The organism is Aeromonas bestiarum, from assembly GCF_028751155.1.
Lineage (GTDB): Bacteria > Pseudomonadota > Gammaproteobacteria > Enterobacterales > Aeromonadaceae > Aeromonas > Aeromonas bestiarum.
The window spans coordinates 3,446,730-3,471,874 of record NZ_CP064746.1 but is presented as its reverse complement, the minus strand read 5'-3'; the positions used below and the strand labels follow the sequence as shown (position 1 = coordinate 3,471,874).

The 25,145-nt window shown below is 60.5% G+C and carries 21 protein-coding genes; 10 read left to right on the top strand and 11 right to left on the bottom strand.

All coding sequences use genetic code 11. The annotated features are described in order from the left end of the window. Nucleotides 1-35 precede the first annotated feature (35 nt). The 3 genes from IU367_RS16015 to IU367_RS16000 form a co-directional block, all read right to left on the bottom strand. A complete protein-coding gene (locus tag IU367_RS16015) occupies nt 36-905 on the bottom strand; it encodes an alpha/beta hydrolase (protein WP_274452424.1) in 870 nt (289 codons plus the stop codon). A 69-nt stretch (nt 906-974) separates the two neighbouring features. Next, on the bottom strand, nt 975-1,556 hold the full coding sequence (locus IU367_RS16010) for a TetR/AcrR family transcriptional regulator (RefSeq protein ID WP_103471382.1): 582 nt from the start codon (nt 1,554-1,556) through the stop codon (nt 975-977). Nucleotides 1,557-1,757: 201 nt separating this feature from the next. Beyond that, complete coding sequence (locus IU367_RS16000; RefSeq protein WP_042867224.1) at nt 1,758-2,402, bottom strand: response regulator transcription factor; 645 nt, start codon at nt 2,400-2,402, stop codon at nt 1,758-1,760. Between the two features lie 158 nt (nt 2,403-2,560). On the opposite strand from IU367_RS16000, the gene IU367_RS15995 reads away from it, so the two are divergent. Continuing rightward, nucleotides 2,561-3,187: a glutathione S-transferase gene (locus IU367_RS15995; protein WP_274452423.1), complete on the top strand. Its 627-nt coding sequence runs from the start codon at nt 2,561-2,563 to the stop codon at nt 3,185-3,187. 85 nt (nt 3,188-3,272) lie between these two features. Here IU367_RS15995 and IU367_RS15990 read toward each other — a convergent pair whose 3' ends face one another. From IU367_RS15990 to IU367_RS15970, 5 genes are all read right to left on the bottom strand, one after another. After that, entirely contained in the window at nt 3,273-5,384 is a 2,112-nt protein-coding gene (locus IU367_RS15990) for an alpha-amylase (protein ID WP_274452422.1), read from the bottom strand. A gap of 210 nt (nt 5,385-5,594) precedes the next feature. Then, nucleotides 5,595-6,755 (bottom strand): membrane protein, encoded by a 1,161-nt coding sequence (locus IU367_RS15985; protein WP_043134523.1) that lies wholly within the window; start codon nt 6,753-6,755, stop codon nt 5,595-5,597. After that, nucleotides 6,755-7,126, bottom strand: coding sequence for a GtrA family protein (locus IU367_RS15980; protein WP_042867228.1), 372 nt, complete (start codon nt 7,124-7,126; stop codon nt 6,755-6,757). The genes IU367_RS15985 and IU367_RS15980 overlap by 1 nt, the downstream gene beginning before the upstream one ends. Continuing rightward, nucleotides 7,123-8,187 (bottom strand): glycosyltransferase family 2 protein, encoded by a 1,065-nt coding sequence (locus tag IU367_RS15975; protein WP_274452421.1) that lies wholly within the window; start codon nt 8,185-8,187, stop codon nt 7,123-7,125. Before IU367_RS15975 ends, IU367_RS15980 begins: the two co-directional genes overlap by 4 nt. A gap of 56 nt (nt 8,188-8,243) precedes the next feature. Beyond that, nucleotides 8,244-8,789: a hypothetical protein gene (locus tag IU367_RS15970; protein ID WP_274452420.1), complete on the bottom strand. Its 546-nt coding sequence runs from the start codon at nt 8,787-8,789 to the stop codon at nt 8,244-8,246. 327 nt (nt 8,790-9,116) lie between these two features. On the opposite strand from IU367_RS15970, the gene IU367_RS15965 reads away from it, so the two are divergent. The 4 genes from IU367_RS15965 (at nt 9,117) to IU367_RS15950 (ending at nt 12,504) form a co-directional block, all read left to right on the top strand. Next, nucleotides 9,117-9,890 (top strand): substrate-binding periplasmic protein, encoded by a 774-nt coding sequence (locus tag IU367_RS15965; protein ID WP_043554804.1) that lies wholly within the window; start codon nt 9,117-9,119, stop codon nt 9,888-9,890. An 81-nt stretch (nt 9,891-9,971) separates the two neighbouring features. Then, nucleotides 9,972-11,456: a L,D-transpeptidase family protein gene (locus IU367_RS15960; RefSeq protein ID WP_274452419.1), complete on the top strand. Its 1,485-nt coding sequence runs from the start codon at nt 9,972-9,974 to the stop codon at nt 11,454-11,456. Nucleotides 11,457-11,606: 150 nt separating this feature from the next. After that, a complete protein-coding gene (gene mepK / locus IU367_RS15955) occupies nt 11,607-12,152 on the top strand; it encodes a peptidoglycan L,D-endopeptidase MepK (RefSeq protein ID WP_065401437.1) in 546 nt (181 codons plus the stop codon). Between the two features lie 100 nt (nt 12,153-12,252). Then, a complete protein-coding gene (locus tag IU367_RS15950; RefSeq protein WP_043134531.1) occupies nt 12,253-12,504 on the top strand; it encodes a hypothetical protein in 252 nt (83 codons plus the stop codon). A gap of 91 nt (nt 12,505-12,595) precedes the next feature. Here IU367_RS15950 and IU367_RS15945 read toward each other — a convergent pair whose 3' ends face one another. Together IU367_RS15945 and cysZ are read right to left on the bottom strand one after the other, a co-directional pair. Beyond that, nucleotides 12,596-13,210 carry a trimeric intracellular cation channel family protein gene (locus IU367_RS15945; RefSeq protein ID WP_042038201.1) on the bottom strand — a complete coding sequence of 205 codons (615 nt, stop codon included), beginning with the start codon at nt 13,208-13,210 and terminating at the stop codon, nt 12,596-12,598. A gap of 143 nt (nt 13,211-13,353) precedes the next feature. Then, a complete protein-coding gene (gene cysZ, locus IU367_RS15940) occupies nt 13,354-14,118 on the bottom strand; it encodes a sulfate transporter CysZ (protein WP_043134533.1) in 765 nt (254 codons plus the stop codon). A gap of 109 nt (nt 14,119-14,227) precedes the next feature. On the opposite strand from cysZ, the gene IU367_RS15935 reads away from it, so the two are divergent. From IU367_RS15935 to IU367_RS15920, 4 genes are all read left to right on the top strand, one after another. After that, on the top strand, nt 14,228-17,602 hold the full coding sequence (locus tag IU367_RS15935; protein WP_274452418.1) for an AAA family ATPase: 3,375 nt from the start codon (nt 14,228-14,230) through the stop codon (nt 17,600-17,602). A 15-nt stretch (nt 17,603-17,617) separates the two neighbouring features. Next, on the top strand, nt 17,618-18,742 hold the full coding sequence (zipA, locus tag IU367_RS15930; RefSeq protein WP_043554810.1) for a cell division protein ZipA: 1,125 nt from the start codon (nt 17,618-17,620) through the stop codon (nt 18,740-18,742). 101 nt (nt 18,743-18,843) lie between these two features. Beyond that, nucleotides 18,844-21,204 (top strand): NAD-dependent DNA ligase LigA, encoded by a 2,361-nt coding sequence (gene ligA / locus IU367_RS15925; RefSeq protein ID WP_274452417.1) that lies wholly within the window; start codon nt 18,844-18,846, stop codon nt 21,202-21,204. Beyond that, nucleotides 21,194-21,505: a hypothetical protein gene (locus IU367_RS15920; RefSeq protein WP_274452416.1), complete on the top strand. Its 312-nt coding sequence runs from the start codon at nt 21,194-21,196 to the stop codon at nt 21,503-21,505. The genes ligA and IU367_RS15920 overlap by 11 nt, the downstream gene beginning before the upstream one ends. Before the next feature lie 63 nt (nt 21,506-21,568). On the opposite strand, the gene IU367_RS15915 is transcribed toward IU367_RS15920, so the two are convergent. Continuing rightward, complete coding sequence (locus IU367_RS15915; protein ID WP_098984738.1) at nt 21,569-22,540, bottom strand: ABC transporter substrate-binding protein; 972 nt, start codon at nt 22,538-22,540, stop codon at nt 21,569-21,571. A 443-nt stretch (nt 22,541-22,983) separates the two neighbouring features. Between IU367_RS15915 and nrdD the strand changes: the two genes are divergently transcribed. Next, on the top strand, nt 22,984-25,101 hold the full coding sequence (gene nrdD, locus IU367_RS15910; protein WP_274452414.1) for an anaerobic ribonucleoside-triphosphate reductase: 2,118 nt from the start codon (nt 22,984-22,986) through the stop codon (nt 25,099-25,101). The last annotated feature ends 44 nt before the right edge of the window (nt 25,102-25,145 follow it).

Here is a 25,145-nt window from a genome sequence, read left to right as displayed (position 1 = left end):
CTCACCATTTTTTTGCAGGCTGGTTTCGACCCCTGTCATCCGGCCGTCTGCGACGTGTTCAGCCGATCGAAGGCGGCAAACACGGGGGCGCTGGCGAGGATGCGACCGTGACCGAGGCCGCGGGTGCTGACCAGCCGGGTGCGGCCGTCCCGGCTTGCTCGCAGGGAGTCGTCGTGGGGGGCAAACCTGTCCTCCTCGTCGTGCACTATGGTGGTGGCCCCTGCGCGGCTGGCGAGGCGTCCCAGCGGATCGACAGTGCTGAGAGGGTGCTGGTACTCCTGCTCTATCTCTTTCACCACGGCATCGAACAGCCGGATGGAGTAGCCGGAGCGTGCCACCATGCCGTAGAGCTGGGGCACATAGTCGAGCACGGGCGAGATGAGCAGCAGCGGCAGCCGGTCCAGGCCTGGCACCCTGCTGGAGAGGGTGACAGCGCCCCCCATGCTGTGGGCTATGAGCCCCTGGATGGGGCCAGACTCGTCGCTCAGTTTGGCCACCAGCTCGTCGAAGGCGCGCACGAAGCGGGGCAGGTGGCCGGTATGGCCGGCGCTGTGGCCGTGAGCCGGATGATCATAGGCGATGGCGGTAAAGCCCTGGGCGGCGATGTGACTCATCAACGGATAGAACTGGCTGGCGCTGCCGGACCAGCCGTGCATCAGCAGCCAGACAGGTCCCTGGCCGAGCCGGTAGCTCATCAGCACACCTTCGCTGGTGTGAACGGCCTGTTTGACCAGGCCCGCAGGCGCCGCCGCGTCCCGCTGGTTGCGCTGGGGGGTGAGCAACAGCTTGCTGGCGGTGCGTCTGGCGTGGGCCGGGGCGAGTCTGTGGTGCAACCGGGTGCCGAGCCCCAGCAGCCACTTGCTCGGGCTGAAGCGGCGGGTGTTGAAGTAGATCTTGCTGCTCATGATGCTCCTGTCTGTTTTATGTTCGAACGGTCGTGCTTTTTTGTGGGTTTTTAAAAGGGCAGTTGAAAATCAGCGCCAGCTGGTCAGCAGATCCTCCACTTCGGGCCAGAAGTGGCGGGCCGGATCCTGACACAAGTCCAGCGCGTTGAACACCTGATCCCCCAGATAGAGGCCGTACAGTCGGTAGACGGCGCGCCAGGGATCCATGTCGCCGCGCCACTCCCCCTGCGCCTGACCCTGCACCACCTGGCGGGCCAGGTAGTCGAGCCAGAAGCGTACCAGCTTGCGTGCAGCCTGCTGCACCTCGCCCTCCTGGGCCGAGGTCCAGGCATCGAGGAACATGCAGCGGCCGGCGAAGCTCTGGTTCCAGGCCAGCCAGGCCTGCAGCAGGGCGATCAGCTTCTCCTGCTGGTTGCCGTGCTGCTGCTGGCGTACCGGCTGGATCACCCGTTCCCGAAACACCTCGGCGGCGTACTCCAGCACGGCGATCTGCAGGTTGTCGCGGGATTGGAAGTGAGCAAAGAGGCCGCTCTTGGACATCTCGCAGGCGCAGGCAAGGGAGCCTATGGTGAGGCTCTCCAGCCCCTGCTGGCTCGCCTGCTCAAATGCAGTCTGCAAAATGTTGTCGCGGGTCAACCGGCCCTTGCTCATCGCACTCTCCTCGTTGGCCCTGCAGCATAAAGTACGACCGTGCTATTTGTCGAGCGGCGGATCCTCATGCAAGACGAGATGAGCGGGGTCAGTCGTCCTTGATATCCATCTGCTGCAGGGCTATCACCGCCTGGGTACGATTCTTGACGCCGAGCTTGCGAAAGGCGGGAGTGGATATGGGCCTTGATGGCGATAAAAGGGTCAGTCGTCCTTGATATCCATCTGCTGCAGGGCTATCACCGCCTGAGTACGATTCTTGACGCCGAGCTTGCGGAAGATGGCGGTGATATGGGCCTTGATAGTGGCCTCGGAGACGTTGAGCTCCCAGGCGATCTGCTTGTTGAGGCTGCCATCGCGCAACATCACCAGCACCTTGTATTGCTGGGGGGTGAGGCTGGCGAGCTTGCTGGCGAAATCGGGGCCATCTTCGGACTCTGGATGCAGCGAGATGCCGGCCGGCACCCAGTTATCCCCCCCGATCACCGTATTGAGGGCGTTGACCAGCTCCTTCATGGGCACGGATTTGGGGATGAAGCCCAGTGCACCGAGCCGCAACACCTGCTGGATGATGGCGGGATCCTCCGAGGCGGAGACCACGACTATGGGCAGATCCGGGTGCTGGCCGCGCAGGTGGGCGAGGCCGGAGAAGCCGTTGGCGCCCGGCATCTTGAGATCGAGCAGCAACAGGTCCACCTCAGGGTGTTCCCCCAGCAGGCTGGTCAGGCTGTCGATGGAGTCCGCCTCCAGCAGCTGGGCGTCGTTGATGGCCATGTGCACCGCTTGATAGAGGGCGCCCCGAAACAGGGGGTGGTCATCTGCGATGACGATGGTAAATTGGCTATCCATTGCTCACATTGTTGCTAACTGATTGTTTTGGAAAATCAAACTAGCATCGCTCCCCGAGGGGGTCAAACCCGCAGGCGTGCAAATGTGAAGCGACCGTCGGATGTCGTGCCATTGGGGCAGATGGGATGGTCATGAGCAACCCATGCAGGAGGCAAGAGATGGGATCCTTGGTATTGACGGTGGGCACTGGCTCCACCTGGGCGATGCGCGCCGCGCTGGTGCTCGCCATGAGCGGACTGGAGTGGCAGGAGCAGGTGTTTGATCTGGAAGATGCCAAGGCGTTGGCGCGGCTCAAGCGCGTGGGGCCCGCCGGCCTGGTGCCCTGGCTGGATCACGATGGCGTGCGGATACACGACTCGCTGGCCATCGCCGAATACCTGCACGAGCTCTGTCCAGAGCGCCAGCTCTATCCAGCTTCCCGCGCCGAACGGGCACTGGCCCGCAGCCTGTGCGCCGAACTGCACGCGGGCTTTGGCCAGATCCGCAGCCAGCTGCCCTTCTTCCTGGGGGCGCCGACCCGCAGCGAGCCGCCGGTGGAGGCCATAGGCGAGCTGGCGCGCTTGCAGACCATCTGGTCTCAGGCGAGGGGGCCTTTCTACTTCGGCGAGGCGGGTATCATAGATGCTTTCTACGGGGTGATGGCTTATCGACTGGCCAGCTACGGCATCCAGCTGCCCGGTCAGGCCGGCGTCTATCAACAGGCCTTGCTGGCCTGGCCCCTGTGGCAGGCGCTGCTGGTCAAGGTGCGGCTGCAGTGGCCGGTGGCGGCCCGTCAGCCGGCGTAAGACGACCCAGTGGAATGTTCGATGACTGACATGAAGAGGGGAGCCACTTGTCCCCCTCTCTCTTGTGGCTAATCTGGTCCAGACGTTATTTCTGCCGACCGGCAAACACCACCACCACCTTGTCGTTCCCCTTCTCCCGCACAAAGCTGTAGGGCGCATCGGACAGCTTCTTGTGGCTGCCTGCCGCCACCGCCGGGTGCGCGGCGCGGAACTGGCCGAGTCGCTGCCAGTGCTTGACCAGCTCGGCCTTGTCGCCACTGGCCAGCTCCTGCCAGTTCATGTCAGATCGCACGCTCTGATCGAACACGCCGCCATCCTTGGCCAGACCCCGGCCAGACTCGTCCCCGTAGTAGAGCTGGATGCCGCCCGGCAGCAGCATGAAGCTGTTGGCCACCCGCCGCTGCAGCGGCACGTCCTGATAGTCGCCGAAGAACAGCTTGGTGTCGTGGGAGCTGATGTAGCTCAGCACGTTGAACTCAGGATCCTGGTTGATGCGGCTGGCGTAGCTGGCATAGGTGGGATCGCTGCCCGCCATGCACTGGGCCTGGGGTAGGGCGAACTCGCGCTGGTAGTCGAAGTTGATCAGTGAATCGAAGCCATTCTGGTACCAGAAATCCTTGGCGACCCCGTGATCCCACACCTCGCCCACCATGTAGAAGGGCAGGTCATCCAGCGCCTTGGTCGGGTTGGCCTGTTTCCACTCCTTGAGCGCCGCCGTGCCTGCCTGCTTGAGCCTGGCCCAGACGGCGGGCTCCAGGTGCTTGACTGTGTCGGCCCGAAAGCCGTCTATGCCGAAGCGGCGCACCCAGTCGGTGTGCCAGGCAATGAGGTAATCGCTGACGCTGGCATTGGGCAGTGGCTTGGCCCTGGTGTCCTGCTTCGCTGCCAGCAGCGGCGGCAGCCCCACCGATTTGGTTGATTCGGTCAGAAAATCGGGTAACCCCGCCACTGTGCCGGTGACGTCGTCGGTCCCCGGTTGCGGATAACCGGGCAGGCCGGCCCGCACCCAGTCAGGGCCCCACCACTTGCTCCAATCGCTCGATTGGTAGTCGATAAACTGGTTGTAGCCATGCCAGTTGAGGCCGCCGCTCGGCCGCCACTCGTTCCAGCGGGTCGGCAATTTGCCACTGTTCTGGGTCAGATCGGTGAGCCCCAGATCCTGCAGGTCGGCCAGGGTGGCGTAACCGGCGTGGTTCATCACCACGTCCAGTATTATCCGCATGCCGCGCTTGTGGGCCTCGTCCACCAGGGTTTTCAGGCTCTCCTCGTCGCCGTAGTTGGGATCGATTTTGGTGAAGTCGAGTGCCCAGTAGCCGTGGTAGGCGTAGAAGGGGAAGTTGCCCTGCTCGCCGCCGCCGATGAAACCGTGCACCTGCTCCACCATGGGGGTGATCCAGATGGCGTTCATGCCGAGGTTCTTGATGTAGTCGAGCTTCTCGGTCAAGCCCTTGAAGTCGCCGCCGTGCCAGGTGGCCACCTCGTCCTGGCCATCCTTCTGGCGGCCGAAACTGTGGTCGTTGGCCGGGTCGCCGTTGTTGAAGCGGTCGGTCAGCAGGAAATAGACGCTGGCCTGATCCCAGCTGAAGGGTTCCGGCTTGGCCGCCTTGACCGGTTCGAGCAGCATCAGGCCGCCGCTCTCTTTGGTCGGGGTCAGGGTCAGCTTGCCCCCCTTGACCAGAGCCTCCTGTCTGGAATAGGCATCCCGCAGCCGGGTGCCGTCGGGCCAGACCCCCTTGAGCGAGACGGTGACGGGGCCGCCATCCCACTGGATGCAGGGCTCCTCGGGGGGCTGGCGCTTGAACTCACTCTTCTTGGTGGCCCGCAAGACCTTGAGGCTGGGGGTAGCCGGGTTGAAGGTGAACTGATAGTCCCCCGCCAGCATCACCCGCAGGGTAAAGCTTTGATCCTTGGTGCATTTGTCCATGGGTTGCGCCGTACCGAAGGGGAGTGGCTTGCTCTCGCTCGGGCCGAAGCTGGTGCCGCAGCTGCTGTCCGGGTCGCTGATCCGGATCTGGTGGCTGCCCTTGGCGAGGGTATGGGTCAGCTCCACCGGGCCCTTGTCCAGACGCAGCGGCGTGGCGACCGCTTTGCCATCCACATAGAGATGCACCTCGGGGGCGGCCAGCACCTGGCCGGTCAACAGGGGGCCGGCCAGCAGGGCGAGCCAGAGGGGAGAGAAGCGGGGAGCGCGACGCATAAGCCATTCCTTGAGCAGGGGTAAGCGGACCAGATTCCGTCAATGGGGCTCATTCTAGGGGGCATGGTGGCGGGCATGGACAGGCAAAGCGCCGATTTGTGACCTCAGTTCAAATGGTTACGTTTTCAGAAATGGCAAAGTGTGACACCGGAACGGCAGCCATAAAAAAAGCCGGTCAGTCGACCGGCTTTTTTGGTGCAAGTGATTACATCAAACGGTGAAGAACTTGAAGTTGACGAAGGCCACCGCGATGAAGGAGGCCACCATGCCGCTGACGCAGAGCACGGCCGGGCGAATGGCAGGCCAGCGATGGGTCAGCAGGACAATGGCCAGCATGGTCGGATAGAGGCCGAACATGTAGCGCGGCATGGCGTTGAGGCCTGTCATCAGCGGTATGGTGCAGCAGATGAACATCAGGGTCGCCTCGGCCCAGCGCTTCTGGCTGAACAGATAGAGGTTCAGGGCCCAGCCGAACATCACCATGATGGAGAGGTAGGATTTGCGCCCCCCCAGCTCGAAGCCGCTCAGCCACCAGTCCAGCGGACTGTCCATGTAACGGCCCCAGGCCACCTGAATGTGCTTGAAGGCCAGCGCATCGCCGGTGAGGTGATAGAGGTAGACCATGTAGGCAAACAGGCCGAGCGGGATCATCCAGAGGGTGAACACCACCTTGAAGGCCCGCTCGGTGAAGCGGAAGAACTCGCGCCAGCCGTAGGCCTGCAGGGCCAGGATCAGCACGGGGAACACCATCATGACCCCCAGGTTGCGGGTGCCCGAGATGAAGACGCCGAGCAGGGCCACCATCAGCCACTGTTCCCGATAGGCGAACAGGAACATCCCCAGCATCAGCGCCATGAACATCGACTCGGTATAACCGGAGACGAAGTAGGCGGAGAAGGGGGAGAAGGCGAGCAGCCAGACGCCGAAGCGGGCTGTCTCGTCACCCAGCTTGAGCTGACGCAGCACCAGCAGCATCAACGGCAGGCTGGCGAAGAAGGCGATGTTGGCCACCAGCATCAGGCCGATAAGACTCTCGACCTTGAGCAGGTTGGAGAGCGCGCCCGACAGCATGGGGTAGAGCGGCATGAAGGCCCAGTTGGCCGCGTTGCCCTTGCTGAGCCAGCGGGGGTAGAGATCGTAGCCGTTCTCTATGATGCGCTGGAACCAGACGCAGTCGAACTGGCAGTAGGCTTGCAGCGGACCTATGTCGGTGGCGCCGTAGAGCTGAACGCCAAAATAGCCCATGCCATAGAGCGCTACTCGGCTCAGTACGAAGGCGGCGATGATCATCAGCCAGTCGCGGCTGCTGATGCGCAGTGACGGGCGGTAGGGGCCCACGTTGTCAGGGGTCATAGTTGTCATGTCATTCATCAGGCAAATACCCAGATCCTGGAGAGGAGGTAGGTGAGCACGGTGACTGTCAGGGTGGCGATCACCACAGGCAGCAGACCGGAAAGACCCGCAAACAGCAGACCGCTCAATATCAGGTTTCTCACCGCCAGCGAGAAGAGTGCGACCAGCAAAAATTTGCCGATGGCACCCTGTTTCTGGAAGGTGATATAACGATGGCCAAAGAATGAGAACCAGAAGGCAATCATGAAGGCGATGGTGGTAACCCAGTGCTCAGAGATGGCAGGCCAGGTGTGGAACAGCGCGATAGAGGTGCCAAGGTCGACGAGGGTTGCCCCCCCGCCGACCAGACCGAACCGAAACAGGCGCCAGAATTCCTCGCGGGAGATCATTGAGGCGCTTGCTCCTGCTGGTCGTCAGCGGCCTTCACTGTGGCCGCCTTCTTGCCTGCGATCTTCTTGCTGCCGGTGGCTGCGCCGTCCTGCGGTTGTGCTTCATCCTGCTTGGCATACTGGCCGTACACACCTTCGATGAGGTAGACGGGGCGTTGCTTCACTTCCACGAACATACGGCCTATGTACTCGCCTATGATGCCAAGCGACAGCAGCTGGATGCCGCCGAGGAAGAGCACCACCGACATCAGGGAGGCGTAACCCGGCACGTCTATGCCGAAGAAGACCACCTGGGTCACTATCTTGAGGATGTAGAGGAAGGCGACGAAGGAGACGCCGACACCGACGTAGCTCCACACCCGCAGCGGCCAGCTGGAGAAGCTGAGCAGACCGTCGAGGGCGAAGTTCCACAGCTTCCAGTAGTTGAACTTGGTTTCACCGGCGTGACGGGCGGGGCGCTCGTAAGGCACGCCGACGGCACGGAAGCCGGCCCAGGCAAACAGCCCCTTCATGAAGCGGTTGCGCTCCGGCAGTTGCTTGATCGCCTCGACCACACGGCGGTCGATCAGGCGGAAGTCACCGGCGTTCTCCGGCAGCTTGGTGCTGGTGGAGAGGGCGTTGAAGAAACGGTAGAAGCCACCGGCGGTGAGGCGCTTCATCGGGGTATCGGCGCTGCGATCCACCCGGATGCCGTAGACGGTGTCATAGTCACCTGTCTGCCACAGCTTGACGAATTCGAGGATCAGGGCAGGGGGATCCTGCAGATCCACGTCCATCGGCACTATGGCGTCGCCCTTGGCATGATGCAGGCCGGCGGTCATGGCCGCTTCCTTGCCGAAGTTGCGCGCCAGGTTGACCAGGGTCACCCGGGGATCGCGGGTAATGGCCTGCTCGATCACCTCACGGGTGCGGTCACGGCTGCCGTCGTTGACGAACACTATCTCCAGCCGATCCTTGAGGGGCGCCAGTTCGTTATCTATCGCGTTGATGAAGGCATCTATGCTCTCTTCCTCGTTGTAGACGGGAACGATCAGAGAGAGTCGAAAATCGGCATGCGACATGAAAACTTCCTTATTTGGAAAATTATTTTATAAAACAGCGTATTGGATAATACGTCTTACTGGGCGACTGTCAGACGTACCGACTGGACATTGAGAGGTGTCGGTGCGGACAGTGCCAGGAAGTTGGGACGCTTGGGATCCGATGTCAGCGATTCGCCCGGCAGATTGAGCCGGATCTCGTTGATACCGGCCTTGGCCAGCTTGATGGTGGTGGTAAAGTCATGACCCAGTGCCACCTTGAGCAGTGCGCCGGCTTGCGGGCTGTTGACCCGGGCCTGGATGGTCAGCTGTTCGGGTTGTGTCTGTTGCCTTGGCAGCACGAAGTAGAGGCCACCCTGGCCACTGAGTTCGGTGCCGTCCGCGCTCGGCTTCTTGGCCCAGCCTTCGCTGGAGAGGAAGCGGCTCGGCTTGGTCAGATTGAGCTCGTTGCCGGGCTGGTAGGTCATGCTGGAGTTGTGCTCCCAGAAGCGGGTCTTGCCTTCCAGGTAATAGAGTTTGTAGGCCAGGCTCACGTTGGGGTGAGCAGCCAGATAGAGGGTGTAAAGGTAGAAACCACTCAGGGCCATGATGGCCGTCAGAAAACCGAACTTTTTGTACGTCATATCACTCTCTACGCCTCACGATTGGTAGGCTGATTTCGCGCATATGCTAATCCAATTGCAAAAAAAGCATAGTGGATCACAAAAATATATTTGGTCACATATTAACCCCTTTCCAGTCAGTGCTCCAAATGTTCCTGCTTTGCCCTTTTTATCGCCTGATCCAGCCTCATGCCGCGCGGGGGCTGGGCTCATTTCCGGGCTGAGTCCCTGCTGCCGCGGCGGGCCCGTTCAGACACTGTGCTGGCAGTCGCGATCGCTGTGGCAGGATCTGTCGCCATTTTACCAAGGCCGATTTATGATGACCTATCGCCAAGTCAAGGATGACCCATGAAGCTGAAACTCTGTTGCTGGATGCTCTGGTTGCTGACCCCGCTGGTGTCGGCAAACAGCCTGTGTCCCTCTCCATTGCGGGTCGGTTACGACAACTGGCCCCCCTATCACTATTACGCCAGTGCGACGGCGACCGCGCCCAAGGTGCTGCAGGGTTTTGCGGTCGAGGCGCTCAACGCCATGCTCAAGCGTCTGGACTGCCGGGCGACCTATGTCGAGCTGCCCTGGAAGCGGGTGTTGCACGGCCTGGAACAAGGCTCGCTCGATATCGCCATGGAGGCCTATTTCAACGACGAGCGTGGCCGCTACGCCTGGTTCTCCGATGCCTACAACCCGGGGCGCAGCGTGCTCTGGATCCGCAAGTCATCCTCCTATTCCGAATCCGATCTGGCGACCTGGCTGGCCAATGGTCACACCCTGGGGGTCACCAAGGACTACTACTATGGTGCCGAAACCGCCGAACTGGTGCGCCGTTATGCGGCCCAGGTCAGCGTGGTCAACGATCGGCAAAACTATGGCAAGCTGGTGCTCGGCAGGATCGACGGTTTCCTCGGGGATATTCTGGCGACCCCCTGGGGTCTGAAAGAAGAGGGGCTGGCCGATCTGATCGTGCCTCACACCATGCCCGTCTATGAGGCACCGACCTTCTTCATGTTCAGCAAGAAGCGGCTGTCACCCGCGTTTGTCAAGGCGTTCAATCGGGAGTTGGCTGAATTTAAAGCAACAAATGAGTATGACATTATCTGGCGGCGCTACGCGCCCGCCAGCTAGTAAAGTCGTTGGCATTCACGCATCATGAGCGCCTTGACCGCCGGGTCTGACAGGCTGAAGTGAACCGATCTTGAGGTAAGCATGGGGAAGAAGTATTGGCTGGCATTGGCAAACCTGATCTGGCTGGGCTGTTGGCCTGCGGCCATGGTACAGGCCAGCGAGGGTCAGGTGGTGGTGACCAATGCTGCGGTGCAGCACGACTGGTACCAGAACAGCACGGCGGAGCAGGCTCGCCACGAGTTGGAGCAGCAGTTGCAGGAGGCCGTGCTGGCCCAGCTGCACCCGGATTTCTTCAGCCTCTGGAAGAAGCTGCAGGCCAAGCCTGCCGATCAGCGCGGCGCCATTTATGACGAGGTGTTTGGCAAGTTGGCCCGCTTCCAGCAAGCCTGGCGTGCCATGGATCTGGTCTCCCGCGAGCAGATGCAGACCCTCAAGCTCAATCTGAACAAGCCGCTGGCCCACGAGCCTGCCGGCGACAACCTGCTGGAGCAGGTCAAGCAGCTCAGACCCCAGGTTGCCGAGTACGACGGGGTGCGCGAGGAAGTACGCAAGCTGCTGGCCATGCCCATGGCCAAACGCTGGCCGACCCTCACCATGCCGACCCTGCGGGCGGGTGAGACCTCGGCCGAACTGGGGCAGATCCGCACCATACTCAACGAGTTGGGCGATGCGGCTCCCCGCCATGACGACGCCACCTATGACGCCGACACCCAGCAGGCCATCAAGCAGTTCCAGCACCGCCACGGCCTGACCGCCGACGGCATCATAGGTCGGCAGACCCGCAGCTGGCTCAATACCGGGCCCGAGGTGCGCGCCAGCCTGTTGCTGCGCAACCTGTGGCGTCGCGATCTGGTGGATCAGCTCTCCGGTGCCCGCTACGTGCTGGTCAACATTCCCGACTATCGACTGAGCGTGGTGGAGTCCGGCAACGAGGTATTCACCAGTCGGGTCATCGTCGGCAAGGAGCAGCGGGCGACCCCCATCCTGGCCAGCGAGATCCGCTCCATCGTGCTCAACCCGGCCTGGCATGTGCCGCGCTCCATCCTGAGCAAGGACATTCTGCCCAAGCTGAGCCGGGATCCGGCCTACCTCAACCGCGAGCAGTTTGAGGTGATCGACGGCGAAGGCAACCCGGTGCAGTTTACCGAGGAGGCCTGGCAGCAGGCGCTGGCGACAGGCTTCCCCTATCGCCTGCGGCAGAAGCCGGGGGATCACAATGCGCTGGGTCGCTACAAGTTCTACCTGCCCAACAACGAGGCCATCTACCTGCACTCCACGCCGCGCAAGGCGCTGTTCGAGCAGGGGGCACGCGCCTTCAGCTCGGGTTGCATCCGGGTGGAGCATGCGGACGATCTGGCCGAGCTGCTGCTGGCGGACTCCCGCTACCAGCCGGACAAGGTGGCCAGCATATTGAAAGAGACCCAGACCAAGTGGCTGCCGCTGACCACCCCGATCCCTGTGTTTACCGTCTATTGGAGCAGCTGGATCGACGAAGAGGGTCGCCAGCAACTGCGCAACGACATCTATGGATTTGATCGAGTCAGCTTCCAGAGTCGCTTGTTGTGATCCTCGCCACAGAGCGAAAAGCCCGGCCCCTGCCGGGCTTTTCTATTGAGCCCCGGTGGTTTGACATGAGGGGGCCCGGCAGGTAGTTTCGAGCCCCTGTATCAAATTCATTCACCTGTTTCACTTCAATCTGCGATGGACGGACAACGGATGCTTGAACAAGAGATAAGCCGACGTCGCCTGCTGCTGGGGGCCGGCTGCCTGCTGGGGGGAGCCATGCTGTCATCCCCGGCCATGGCGAGTCGCAGTACGGCGGGACGTGAACTCAGTTTCTTCAATCTCAATACCGGCGAGCGAGTGAGCGCCAGTTATTGGGAGGATGGCCGTTACCTGAAAGACGGGCTGGCCGAGCTCAACCATATTTTCCGCGACTACCGTCGCAACGAAGTCTTCAACATAGACAAGAAGCTGTTCGATCAGCTCTATCTGTTGCAGCACAAGCTGGGCCGTCACGGCGAGATCCAGCTCATCTCGGGTTATCGCTCCCCCGTGACCAACCGCCAGAAGCGCAGCAGGAGCCGAGGGGTGGCCAAGCACAGCTACCACACCCTGGGACAGGCGGTGGATGTGCGGATCCCGGGCGTACAGTTGGCACACCTGCGCAAGGCGGCGCTCAATCTCAAGGTGGGCGGGGTCGGCTACTATCCGAGCGACAACTTCGTGCACCTCGATACCGGGCCTGTGCGCAGCTGGTAATCGTGGGCGGCCTCAACTTGGGGTGTGGCCGCGCGGATGGCGGCTGGCAAACAGGGTGGCCGAGCTGGTAGGCTCTGGACACTATCCAGAGGAGAACCAGATGAAACATATTTTGCTCGGGGGCCTGATCGCCCTGTTGTTGACCGGTTGCAGCAAGCTCAATCGCGAGAACTACGACAAGTTGCAGATGGGGATCAGCTATACGCAAGCAAGCAGCATACTCGGCAAGGCGGAGCGCTGCGACGATACGCTGGGCACCACCAGCTGCATCTGGGGCAACGAGGGCAAGAACATCAAGATCCGTTTCATCGCCGACAAGGCGACCTTCTTCAGCTCGGAAGGGATCAACTGAGGCAAGCGCCCGGTTATCAATGCAAAAAAGCGCCTGTCAGGCACTTTTTTGTTGTCGGCGATCCGTACCGCCTCGCCAGAACCTGGCGCGCTCAGTGCGTCGCGTACTGGTAATGGAAGGTGGGCAGCCCCCACTTGAAGCGCACCGCCAAGAGGCGCAGCACGAAGCCGATGCCGATGGCACCGAAGGCGGCCCAGTCGTTGGGCAGGCCCTGATCCAGTGCCAGGCAGTAGAGGGCGGCTGTCACCAGCGAGATGGCGGCGTAGAGCTCGCGGCGAAACACCAGCGGAATGCGCTGGCAGAGCAGATCCCGCAGCACGCCACCGAAGGCACCCGTCACCACCGCCATGATGCAGGCGATACCGGCCCCATGGCCCATCTCAAGCGCACGGGCCGCCCCGAAGATGGAGAAAACCACCAGTCCCAGCGCATCGAGCGCCATGAACAGCTTGCCGAGATAGCGCATCAGCGGCGCCGAGATGACAGCCGCCATGGCCGCGCCGGCCACCAGCAACACATATTCCGGATGCTCGATCCAGAGCAGCGGATAGTGACCAAGCAGCACGTCCCGTATGGTACCGCCGCCTATGGCCGTCGCCGAGGCGATGATCACCACGCCAAACAGATCCATCCGTCGCCGACCCGCTGCCAGCGCGCCAGTCATCCCTTCGGCCACCAGGCCCAACAAGAAGAGTGCATGTAACATGAGATATCCCAGGGTGCGAGAAAGGCCAGCATCCTATCAATTCAGGCTATAGGCGACAAGCAATGAAGGCCATGCATTATTTTTTATAATGCAAAAACGAAAACGGGCACCGCCAGGGTGCCCGTTTGCCGCGCGGTAAGGGATCAGCGTTTGAGCTGTTCGGCGCGGTAGTGATCCACCCACATGGCGGTGGCGCCACAGATGGCCACCGGCATCACGAACAGATTCACCACCGGGATGGCGGAGAAGAGGGTGACCAGGGCGCCAAAGCTCAGGCACTTGCCGCGGCGCTGCTTGAGGGCATCGCGCATGGTGATGAAGCTGATCTTGTGGTTGTCGAACGGATAGTCGATGTACTGGATGGCCATCATCCAGGCGCTGAACAGGAACCAGAGCACGGGGGCGAGTGTCTGCCCGACCACAGGGATGAGGAACAGGATCAGGCAGCCGATGGCCTTGGGCAGGTAATATTTCAACTTGGTCCATTCGCGGCCGAAGGTGCGGGGCACATCCTTGACTATGTCCAACATGCCGGTGTCGCTGACCACCTCGCCGGTGAGGGTCTGTTCCACCTTCTCCGCCAGCAGGCCGTTGAAGGGGGCCGCTATCCAGTTCGCCACCGAGCTGAACAGGAAGGAGAAGACCACCAGTATGGTCACCAGGGCTATGGGCCAGAGCAGGTAGTCCAGCCAGTCGAGCCAGCTGGGGATCTGCTGGTGCAGCCAGCCGAACAGGCCGTCCAGTTGCAGCAAGAGGGCGTAGAAGGCCCCCGCAAACAGCACGAAGTTGACCAGCAGGGGGATCAGCACGAAGGTGCGGATGCCGGGCTGGCGGATGAGCGAAAAGCCGCGCAGGAAGTAGTCCGCACCGCTGATTGAGTCTTTGACCATAGGGGGTGATTGGCTCATCTGAGCTCCATCTGTTCATGGGAAACTGCCAGCATATTACAAACAAGGTTTGGATTTGGTAAAGTCGCCTGCCCGCCTCCTCTTTATTTCGTTACCCACATAGGCCCCCATGCGTCTGAAATTGATCAAACTCGCCGGTTTCAAGTCGTTTGTCGAGCCGACCCGCATCGAGTTCTCGGCCGACATGACAGCCGTGGTGGGGCCCAATGGCTGCGGCAAGTCCAACGTCATCGACGCCGTGCGCTGGGTGCTGGGGGAGAGCTCGGCCCGCCATCTGCGGGGCGAGAACATGACGGACGTCATCTTCAACGGCTCCATCAACCGCAGCCCCCACGGCCGCGCCTCGGTGGAGCTGGTGTTCGACAACCCCCACAACCGGGTCCCCGGTGAATTTGGCCGCTTTACCGAAATTTCGGTGCGCCGCGAGGTGCTGCGCGACGGCTCCAACCATTACCAGATCAACGGCCAGAAGTGCCGCCGCAAGGATGTCACCGACCTCTTCCTCGGCACAGGGCTGGGCCCGCGCAGCTACGCCATCATAGAGCAGGGCACCGTCAGCCGGCTGGTGGAGTCACGCCCCGCCGATCTCAAGCTCTTTATGGAAGAGGCCGCCGGTGTCTCCCGTTACAAGGAGCGGCGCCGGGAAACCGAGCAGCGCATCCGTCATACCCAGGAGAACCTGGAGCGGCTCGGCGACATTCGCGGCGAGCTGGGATCGCGCCTCGAACATTTGAAAGCCCAGGCCGAAACCGCCGAGCGTTACAAGCAGCTCAAGGGCCGCAGTCGCGCCGCCAAGGCCGAGCTGATTGGCTCCGAGCTGTGGGCGCTGGAGACCCGCCTCGGCGAAGCCAAGGCCGAGCTGGCCCAGGCCGAGCAGGCATTGGCGGCACTGGATGCCAAGCGCACTGCCGACGAGGGGCGCCACGTCAGCCTGTCGGTGGCCCGCCAGGAGGCCCAGGCCGAGCAGGCGAGCCGCCAGCAGCAGATTTTTCTCGGTGGTCAGGCCATCGCCCGCCTCGAACAACAGCAGCTGCACCAGACCGAGCTTGGCCGCGACTGGCAGGCCCGGCGTCAGGCGCTTGGCGAGCGTATCGAGGCGATCAAGGCCCAGTTGGCCAGCCAGCAGGAGCAGCTGACCGACGGCACCCTCAGAGAGGAGGTTGAATCGGCGCTCCTCGAACAGTGTGAGCAGTTGCTCACCGACCAGCAGGGGGCGCGCCTGGCTGCCGGCGAGCAACTGGAGCAGGCCCGGCAGCGACAGCAGCAGTGGCAGCAGCAGCTCGGCCAGTTGCAGGGGCGGCTCAACCAGACCCGGGCACAGGTGAACGGTCTGCAGGAGCTACAGGCCAAGACCCGGCTGGCCCGCCTCAAGCTGGAGGATGAACAGGCCGGCCCCCTCGGCGGGGAAGGGGAGAGCCTGCAACCCGGACTCGATGCCCTGACGGCCGAGCTGGCGCTCTCCCGCGCCCGGCTCGCCGAGCTCGATGAACAGTGGCAGGCCAGCGTGGCTCGCCATGAAGAGTGCAAGTCAGAGCAGGGCCAGCAGAGTGGCCTGCTGCGGGAACTGGAGGCCCGCCTCACCACGCTTGACCAAATTCTGGGGGAGCAGATGGTGGGCGCCACCCTGGCGGATCGGCTGCAGGTGGCGCCCGAGTGGGCCCAGGCGCTGGACAAGGTGCTGGGGCGCTGGCTCACCGCCCAGCCAGGGGACGAGTGCAACCTTGAGCAGAGCGGACTCTGGATTGGCCCGGCCCTGCCCGCGGTTGCCGGTACCCTGGCGGCCCGGCTCGAGGGCGATCACATTCCCGCCTTTCTCAACGCCATCTGGCTGGCGGAGAGCCGGGAGGCGGCATTGGCCCGCCAGTCGAGCCTTGCAGCCGGTGAGTCGGTACTGACCCCGGCGGGAGACTGGTTGGGTCCCAACTGGGCCGACCTCGGTCAGGGTGGGGCGCTCGGTACCCTGGCGCTGCTCGGTGAACGTGAGCGGTTACACACAGAGCTGACGGCAGGCCGGCAGGCGCTTGGCCGGTTGGATGAGCAACTGGGCGTGGTCGATGCCGAGCGTGCCCGGCTGCACAGTGCCCATGAGCTGGCCCAGCGCACCCTGCGCGAGCAGGAGCAAAAATGGCAACAACTGCGCGAAGCCTGGAGCCTGCAACAGGGCCAGCGCCAGGAGCGACTACAGCGGCTCGGCCAGCTTGGCGAAGAGCTGATCAGGCTCGACCAGGAGCAGGCCAAGGAGGCGCAGCGACTGGCCGCCGCCCTGCAGCAGCTCGAGCTCGATGAAGCGCGGCTCGGCGAACTGCAGGAGCAGGGGGAGCCGCTGGCTCAGGCGCTGCAACTTGCCCAGGAGCGAGTCACCAGTACCGAGCGGGCGGTGGAAGAGGCTCGCCTGCGCCGGGAGCAGCAGCAGGCCGGCTGCCAGCGTTTGCAGCTGGAGCTGCAGAATCAGCGCCAGCTCATCACGCTGCGTGAGCAGGAGCTGGCCAGGCTCGGACTGGAATTGGCCGAACTCAAGGCGCCGGGAGCTGTGCCGGGTCAGGATCTGTCGCCCCTGCTGGCCGAGCAGCGCAACCTTGAGGCGCTGCAACTTGCCTGCCATCAACGGCTGGCAGAGTTGGAGCGCCAGCTGACCGAGCTGGAGCAGGCCCGCAGCGCCGATCACAAGCAGCTGGTGACCCTGCAGGAGAAGCTGGCCCAGCTCAGATTGGAGCGCGAGCGCAACCTGACCCGCCGGCAAGGGCTGCACGAGCAGTTTGAAGAGCTGGGTGTGCGGCTGGTGGATCTCGATCAGGCGGTGCTGATCGCCGCCGATCGCGGCAAATTGCGCCAGGAGATCCAGACCCTGGAGGCTCAAGTAGAGGCGCTTGGCGCCATCAACCTGGCGGCGCTGGAGGAGTATGAAGAGGCGAAAACCCGTTCAAGCTACCTGGAAAACCAGTGCCAGGATCTGGAACAGGCGCTGGAAACCTTGAGCCAAGCCATTAAAAGAATTGATAAAGAAACACAAATACGCTTCCGAGACACTTTCGATAAGGTCAACGAAGATTTAAAATCCCTCTTTCCAAAAGTGTTTGGGGGTGGCAGTGCCTGGCTTGAGCTGACCTCGGATGATCTTTTGGAGGCCGGAGTGAGCATCATGGCAAGACCTCCGGGTAAGAAGAATGCTACCATTGCCCTGCTTTCCGGGGGGGAGAAGGCGTTAACCGCACTTGCGCTGGTTTTTGCCATCTTCAGACTCAACCCAGCACCATTTTGTCTGCTGGATGAGGTGGATGCACCGCTCGATGAAGTGAACGTCGGTCGCTTCTGTTCTCTTGTCAAAGAGATGTCGAGCACAGTACAGTTCGTTTACATCAGTCATAATAAGGTCTCCATGGAGATGGCTGAGCAGCTGGTTGGCGTCACGATGCAAGAGCCCGGGGTTTCTCGCATTGTGTCGGTCGATATCGGTGAAGCCGTCGCTTTGGCTGAGCAAAACTAGAAAGAGAAGCAGCTAATGCAGGAATTGCGTTACATCTTGGTTGCCCTGGGCGGTATTGCTATTGCGGCATTGCTCATTCACGGGTTGTGGAGCAACAGAAAGAATCGTCAGGCACCGATCAAAGAGAAACCTCTGGGCCGGATGGAATCCAAATCACGGACTCGTGACAATGACGCCTTCGACAGCGATGGCATAGGTCAGGTGCGTGTGGTCAGCGGCAGCCGTCGTGCCGAGCCCAAGCTCCACAGCGATGAGGCTCGCCAGCCGGATGTCAGCCGTCGTGCGCCCGTCCCCGCCTTCGATGATGAGGATGATGACGCCGAGCTGCCACCGCCCGTGGTGCGCAAGCCTGCCGCTCGCCCGGTTGCCCCGCCCCCCGTCTACGAAGAGGACGAGGAGGAGTTCGAGGAGCCCCTGGCCGAGACAGCAGAGGAAGCGCCTGCCGCGCCGGTGCGCAAGCCTGCCCAGGTGATCCGTCGTACCCCGGTACACCGTTCCCGTCCCCAGCGCGAGCCGCTGCTGCAACCGCTGGATGATGAACCCCTGGTCGAACCGGCTTATGCCACAGCCCCGACATTCGGTGTGCGTGAACCGGTTCAGGCGCCGGCCCCCGAATACAAGCAGGCCCGTTATGCAGTCCCCGAGCCTGCCTACGAGGAGCCCGTGTATGAAGAGCCCGTCCGCGAGCCGCTGCTCGATACCCCGCCGGTCGAGAAGATCTGGCAGGATGTCTATGTCATCAACTTGATGGCGCGCCCCGGTCACGATCTGCAAGGGGCCACCCTGCTGGCCTCCCTGATGGCGTTGGGCTTCAAGTTTGGCGAGATGGACATCTTCCATCGCCACGAGGATCTCAATGGCAAGGGTGAAGTGCTCTTCTCCATGATCAACATGGTCAAACCGGGCACCTTCAATCCCTACCGGATGGAACAGTTCGACACCCCGGGTGTCTCCCTGTTCATGCAGTTGCCGCTGCGCAGCAATGCCGCCTTTGCCTTCGAGCACATGCTGCAGGCTGCCGACCAGCTGGCCAGCGATCTGGATGCCATGCTGACTGACATGGATCGCAGCCCGCTGAGCGACGAGACCATAGCCCGTTACCGGCACGAACTGGCTGCCTACGAGGCCAGTCGCGACTAAGACTCCACGCGGGTCGAGTACATCAAGAGTGCGGTACCCAGGTGCCGCATTTTTGTTTGTGCGGTTAACTTATTATTCCAACCACAGTCCGAGACTTCTCCATGAGCGAAACCCTCTCCCGCCACCGTCAACTGTGTGAGCTGCTGATTGAATACGGTCATCAGTACTATGTGCTGGACGAGCCGACCGTGCCGGACGCCGAATACGATCGGCTGATGCGCGAACTGATCGCGCTGGAAGCCGACCATCCCGAGCTGAAGACCCCCGCCTCCCCCAGCGTGCGGGTCGGTGGTCAGCCGCTGACCGCCTTCAAGCAGGTGCGCCACGAGATCCCCATGCTGAGTCTGGACAACGTATTCAGCAGCGAGGAGCTGCAGGCGTTCGAGCAGCGGATGAGGGATCGCCTGAAGCGGGAGATAAGCTTCACCTTCTGTTGCGAGCCCAAGCTGGACGGTCTGGCGGTGAGCCTGCTCTATGTGGATGGCCAGCTGGTGCAGGCTGCCACCCGGGGCGATGGCACCACGGGCGAGGAGATCACCGAGAACGTGCGCACCATCAAAGCTATCCCGCTCGTCCTGCGGGGCGAGGGCTGGCCCACCCGCTTGGAGGTGAGGGGTGAGGTCTTCATGCCCAAGGCCGGCTTCGAGGCGATGAATGCCAGGGCGCTGGCGGCAGGGGAGAAGGTGTTCGTCAACCCGCGCAACGCCGCCGCAGGCAGCCTGCGCCAGCTCGATTCGCGCATCACCGCCAGCCGTCCCTTGAACTTCTATGCCTATGGCGTCGGGGTGGGCGGCGATCAGCTGGGGGATTCCCACTTTGGTCGCCTGTGCCAGCTCAAGGCGTGGGGCCTGCCCATGAGTCAGGAGGTGAAACTCAAAGAGGAGGCGGCCGGTTGTCAGGCCTTCCACGATGACATCCTGACCCGCCGTGGCGAGCTGGCCTACGAGATCGACGGCGTGGTCTACAAGGTCGATGCCATCCCCCTGCAGGAGGAGCTGGGCTTTGTGGCGCGGGCCCCGCGCTGGGCCACGGCCCACAAGTTCCCGGCCCAGGAGGAGATGACACTGCTGGAGAACGTCGAGTTTCAGGTCGGCCGCACCGGCGCCGTGACCCCGGTCGCCAAGCTCAAGCCGGTGTTTGTCGGCGGCGTCACCGTCTCCAACGCCACCCTGCACAACGCCGACGAGATTGAGCGCCTTGGCGTCATGATCGGCGATACCGTGATAGTGCGCCGGGCCGGGGACGTGATCCCGCAGATAGTCGCCGTGGTGGAGGCGCAGCGTCCCGTTGATGCGTGTGTAATTGAATTTCCGGCCAACTGCCCAGTTTGTGGTTCGGAGGTTATTCAGGAGAAAAAAATTGTTCAGCAAAAGACCAAAATTTTCGAAAAGATTTTGGCAACCCGTAAATGTACTGGTGGTTTAAATTGTTTGGCACAAGTCAAAGAATCGTTAAAACATTTTGTTAGTCGTAATGCGGTTGATATTGAAGGTGTCGGCGACAAAGTTATTGAACAGTTAGTAGATAATGGTTTGGTTAAACATCCCGCCGATCTATTCAGGCTCGGTGTCGACGATTTTTTAACGCTGGATGGTTTTGCTGATATCTCGGCAAAAAATTCATTTGATGCGATCCAAGCTAAAATTGGCACCACTTCTTCAATTGATTTTCTGTTTGGACTTGGTATTCCATCTGTAGGTCAGGTGGTAGCAGAAAGATTGATTGTTGAGTTAGGGTGTTTGGATAATATAATGTCTGCCCCAAGGGGAATTATTAGCCAAATTAATGGTATTGGTTTGGATATTGATGCAGAAATTTCAGACTATTTCAATACAGCTTCAGTCAGTAATTCGGTAATGGAACTGGCAGATGTAATGTGTGTCGAAAGAAGTGGAGTACCGATTTCTACAACGTTTAAACGAAATTTCTCGATAGCAAAGATCATTGAAGGCTTAAATATTGATGGAATTGCTAAAACATTCTCTGAGGCTATTTCTAAAGAAATTACTTTAGAACAGTTGTGTAATGGCGTATATCATGGTGACTTGGCTGGCATAACTACACCTGCTGGCACAAGTATTAGTAAGCAAAAGATTGATGCAGTGGTTGATGGTGTTAAAGAAAATAAAATACTACTGGAATCTATAAAACACTATGTCGATAAGCATTCATTATTGAATGTTGATGCCTTGTTAGATATTGAACCAAAAAAATCAGATAGCTTTATTGCGGGTAAGTCGTTCGTGATTACAGGCAGCTTTACATTCATGTCCAGAGATGAGTTAAACTCGAAATTAAAGAGCTTGGGTGGCGAGTCAAAAACTTCTGTGTCAAAAAATACGAATATGTTGATCATGGGTGAAAAGGCTGGCAGTAAACTGAAAAAAGCGACTGAGCTCGGTGTAAAAATCATTGGTGAGGATGAGCTGCACTCACTACTGGAGGCTGAAAATGCATTATAAATTTTCCATCAAGGGAAGTGAGGGTGATTTATATACAGTTCTTCTTAAAGAAGATGATGGTGTATTCAATCTAACCTGTGATTGTATTGCTGGCTCTTATGGAAAAAAGTGCAAACATAAGACAAGCGTGATTGAAGATATATCGAGTGGCAACATCAGTGATGTTTCTCAGTCTGACTTTATGGGGTCTGAACCGTACTCCCATTATCTCTCCTTGAAAGAGAGCGAGGCTGAGCTTGAGTTGGCAAAGAAAAACGTAAAGCGTATGACTGCCCGTCTTGAAAGACTTATGGCTGGATAATATCTCCGCATAGCTGCAGACCCGGCCTTGGTGCCGGGTTTCTTTTTTTTGGGGGGCAGTGAATCACTCACGCCAGAGGATCTTGTAGCGCCACTTGTCGGGCAGGGTGAGCTGCCAGCGGGCCAGCTCCTGCTTGCTGAACACATATTCACCGCGCAGGGCGGCGCGCGGTGCCAGGGTTTTGGGCTGGGCCCCCGCCAGTATGGCGTTGACCAGCTCGGCCGCTTTGGCCCCCTGATCGCGTCCATCCAGCACCAGGCCGCCGATGGCCTTGCCCGGGCCCACGGTGAACTCCCAGAAGCAGAACAGGGGCACAGGGCTGTGGGCGCTGGTCCACTCCAGCACAGTCTGCTCGCTCACGTGCTTGCCATCATCGTCCACCAGCGTGTGGTAGAGGCCGATAAAGATGGCCTCGTAGCCATTTTTTTTGGCGTTGAGCACCGCCTCCTGCCACAGGCTGTAGTCACCTATGAGCTGACTGTTGACCCGGGTCTGGCCGACCCGCAGATCGGTCTGGGTCTTGAACTCGTCCTCGATGGCGGTGAGCGCCACGTTGCTTGAATCAAACAGCACCAGTGCCTTCTCGATACCGCCCATCAGCTGGCTCATTTCGCTGATGTTGCGTTTGAGCAGGGGGCGCTCAAGCACGCCCGTGATCTTGGGGTGACCGACCAGCCCCTTGTGGCGCGGGTTCTCGTTCATGCCGAGAAACACCACGGGAGTGCCGAGGGAGGCAATCTCGTTGGCCAGATAGTTGATGGCGTTGTCGTCACCGAGCACCACCAGATCCGGCTTGACCTGCTGGTAGAAGGCCAGCGCCTGTTCGGCAATCTTGTCGAAATCGCCATTGGGGTGGCGCTTGGTGTCCATGTAGAAGTGGCTGATGTGATTCTTGCCGCTCAGATGGGCTTGCAGGCTGGCGTTGTAGCTCTGATCCCACAGGTATTCGGGGTGATAGCTGCTGATCACCAGGATCTCGGCCGCCCACAACCGGCAGGGCAGGAGGCACAGCAGCAGTAGCAGGGTCTTGGCCATGTGTGGTCCCGTTGATAGCAATGATATTCCACTCATTATGCCTATTTTGCGCCAGACGTGCCCTCGTCAGCCACTGTCGCAGGAGGGGATTTTTTTCTGTCACTGCCCCGTCGAACGCCAGCCCGCACCAGGCTTGGGAATGGCCTTGTATGGGGCTGTTTTTCACTGGTCGGGAACTGCGCCACTCGCCTCAAAACCTGTTCTGGATCAAGAAATGAGGCCGCGCTTTGGTGCCTAATAGACACCACATATAGGGACGCATTCATATAAAACACCTATATGTTGTGTTATTAAGCTGTGTACAAGCTGTTCTCTTCTCATCGTCAGCCCAGGCTTGTCAAGCCTCGGCTGAATTTATTTGCGCCCAGGACGAGGCGTGGAGAAGGGCACCAAACAAGGGTAAGCCGAAGGCGATAGCCTGGCCTTTTAAACGGGGAAAACGCATGAAACCGGTTGTGATCAAACGTGATGGATGTCGCGCACCATTCAATGCCCAGCTGATTGCCGAGGCAGTGGGCCGAGCGGCAGAGGCGGTCAGTCAGGCCAATCCGACCCTGGGTGAGCGCGTTGCCGCCGCCGTCACTCAGGAGCTGGAAGGGCGTGGCGAGGTGGATATCCACGAGATCCAGAACCGGGTCGAGAACCACCTGATGGCTTCCGACGACAAGGCCATCGCCCGTGCCTATATCGAATATCGTCACGACCGGGATCAGGCTCGCGAGGCCCGCGGCCGGTTGGCCCAGGAGATCCGTGGCCTGGTGGAGCAGACCAACGCGGCCCTGCTCAACGAGAACGCCAACAAGGATTCCAAGGTGATCCCGACCCAGCGCGATCTGCTGGCCGGTATCGTCGCCAAGCATTACGCCACCAGCCACATGCTGCCCCGCGACGTGGTGCAGGCTCATGAGAGCGGCGATCTGCACTTTCACGATCTCGACTACTCTCCCTTCTTCCCCATGTTCAATTGCATGCTGATCGACCTGAAGGGGATGCTGACCCACGGCTTCAAGATGGGCAATGCGGAGATAGATACCCCTAAGTCCATCAGCACGGCCACCGCCGTGACCGCCCAGATCATCGCCCAGGTGGCGAGCCACATCTATGGCGGCACCACCATCAATCGCATCGACGAGGTGCTTGCTCCCTATGTAACCATCAGCTGGCAGAAACACAGGGAAGTGGCCGAGGAGTGGGGGATCAAGGACGTGGACGCCTACGCCATGGCCCGAACCGAGAAGGAGTGTTACGACGCCTTCCAGTCGCTGGAGTATGAGGTCAATACCCTGCACACCGCCAACGGCCAGACTCCCTTCGTCACCTTCGGCTTCGGCCTTGGCGACAGCTGGGAGTCCCGCATGATACAGGGCGCCATCCTCAGCAACCGCATCGCCGGCCTTGGCAAGAACAGAAAGACCGCCGTGTTCCCGAAACTGGTGTTCGCCATCAAGGATGGTCTCAACCACAAACAGGGTGATCCCAACTACGACATCAAGCAGCTGGCGCTGGAGTGTGCCTCCAAGCGGATGTATCCGGACATCCTCAACTACGACCAGGTGGTCAAGGTGACCGGCTCCTTCAAGACCCCTATGGGCTGTCGCTCCTTCCTCGGGGCTTATGAGGAAAATGGCGAGCTGATCCACGAAGGGCGCAACAACATAGGGGTGGTCAGCCTCAACCTGCCGCGCATCGCCCTGAAATCCCGCGACGAGGCGGATTTCTGGGACAAGCTGGATGCCGCTCTGCGAGTGGCCAAGACGGCGCTCATGTATCGCATCGAGCGGCTCGACGGTGTCAAGGCGCGGGTCGCCCCCATCCTCTACATGGAAGGGGCCTGCGGGGTGCGGCTCAAGGCCGACGACAACGTCAGCGAGATCTTCAAGCACGGCCGCGCCTCCATTTCGCTCGGCTACATAGGGGTGCACGAGACCATCAACGCCCTGTTTGGCACCGATGTCCATCTGTTCGACAGCGACACCCTGCGCCAGAAGGCCATCGCCATCATAGCGCGGCTCAAGGCGGCGACTGACGAGTGGAAAGAGGAAACCGGCTACGGCTTCAGCCTCTACTCCACCCCGAGTGAGAATCTCTGCACCCGTTTCTGCCGCATCGACGCCAAGGAGTTTGGCGTGGTGGCCGGTGTGACCGACAAGGGTTACTACACCAACAGCTTCCACCTCGACGTGGAGAAGCAGGTGAACCCTTACGACAAGCTGGACTTCGAGGCGCCCTATCCGCCCATCGCCAGCGGTGGCTTCATCTGCTACGGCGAGTACCCCAATATCCAGCACAACCTGGAAGCGCTGGAGAACGTCTGGGACTACAGCTATGACAAGGTGCCCTACTACGGCACCAACACCCCGATTGACGAGTGCTACGACTGCGGCTTCACCGGCGAGTTCGAGTGTACCTCCAAGGGCTTCACCTGCCCGCGCTGCGGCAATCACGATCCGGCCAAGGTGTCTGTGACCCGCCGGGTGTGCGGTTACCTCGGCAGCCCGGATGCGCGCCCCTTCAACGCGGGCAAGCAGGAAGAGGTGAAACGCCGGGTCAAACATATGTAAAACGGAACCATCTGAAGTTCTTTCATGTAGCAATTTGTTAGGAG